The organism is Serratia sp. 506_PEND (assembly GCF_001076875.1).
In the GTDB taxonomy this organism is placed as follows: Bacteria; Pseudomonadota; Gammaproteobacteria; order Enterobacterales; family Enterobacteriaceae; genus Serratia; species Serratia marcescens.
On record NZ_JVEL01000301.1, the window covers coordinates 1 to 1,200 of the forward strand.

Genomic DNA, 1,200 nt, shown 5'->3' on the forward strand with positions numbered 1-1,200 from the left:
CCGCATGCTGCAGGCGGATATTACTGAGGAGTTCTTTCACGGCGGCCGGTGCCGACAGATGCACCGGGCTTTGCCCTTCGGCAAAGAGCAGCGAGAGGGTGTCGTGATAATCAAGCCCCAGGCGCAGAGGGTTATCTTCAATCGGGCGCAGCAGTTTGTCGGCAAGCGCCCCCTGTTCAGCCTGAAGCGCCAGCAGCCCTTCCACCACCGCACGCAGGGTTCTGCCCATATCGAACAACATCTCTGCGGCGGTAGACGATCCGGCAACCGCAAGGTTTCCCCCCATACCGGACATCACGATTTCTAGCGCGGCCACCATGCTCTCGTCATGTGTAAGGCCGGTACGTCCCACACCCGGTAGTTCAATAAATGACTGATTCACTGTCTCTTTTCCTTCAGAAAGCTCGCCTGTCTGTTCTGAGAATGCAGGCTGAGGCATACTCCCTGTCACCAGCGATGACACGCTGTGGCTATCCTGTTGCAGCGCCCCAAGAGGATCATCCTGTCGAGGCGCCTTTGTTACCGTATGCGTCGTTCCGGCGTCGTGCTGAGTATCTTCAAGCCATGTAGCCATATCCCGCTGTGGTCGGTTATCCATCAGTTCATCCAGCGCAGGATCTTGATGTCTCTGCCCCAGGGACACCCGGATCTGAAACGGCCCCACGGTCAGTTCATCTCCCGGACTCAGCCTGACGTGCCGGTCTCCGCCCACCGGTGACCCCGAACCATTTATGAATGTTTGTCCGCTCTGGTCGTGCAGACAAAAATGCCCGTCAATAACGTCAATGCGTGCATGCCCCGGCAGAACCGAGCCAATACTTTCCCGAAGCTGCCAGTTATCCTGATCCGATGCGCCAAGTGTCCCCCCTTCCGGCCCGAAATGGTGCTGAACCTGAGAGTCGCCCTCCAGCTGAGCGCTGTTAATGACCAGTAATGAAAGCTGTTGTGTACTGTTGTTCATGCCTACTCCTGCACGCATATCATGACGCGGCCCATCTCAGGCGGCGTCCCCAGAAAACTGCTCCAGCCCAGGCTCGCGCCCTGATGATTGTCGAGACGCATTCCGTTTGCCTGCTGATAGCCAAAACCGAGGCTCAGATCCCAAGCCAGCTGGTCGCGCAGAATGAATGACATAAAGCGCACCAACGGCTGATGCTGATCGCCATCCGGCAGAAAACGGAGAAAATCACGAAATGAAAG

General features: G+C 57.0%; 2 protein-coding genes. Both read right to left on the bottom strand.

Going from position 1 to position 1,200, the window contains the following annotated elements; all coding sequences use genetic code 11:
- A partial coding sequence (gene tagH, locus ADK28_RS08330; RefSeq protein ID WP_048795394.1) for a type VI secretion system-associated FHA domain protein TagH occupies positions 1 to 961 on the bottom strand: 961 nt, incomplete at its 3' end.
- A 2-nt stretch (positions 962 to 963) separates the two neighbouring features.
- On the bottom strand, positions 964 to 1,200 hold a 237-nt coding region (locus ADK28_RS08335; RefSeq protein ID WP_048795395.1), incomplete at its 5' end, for a type VI secretion system baseplate subunit TssG.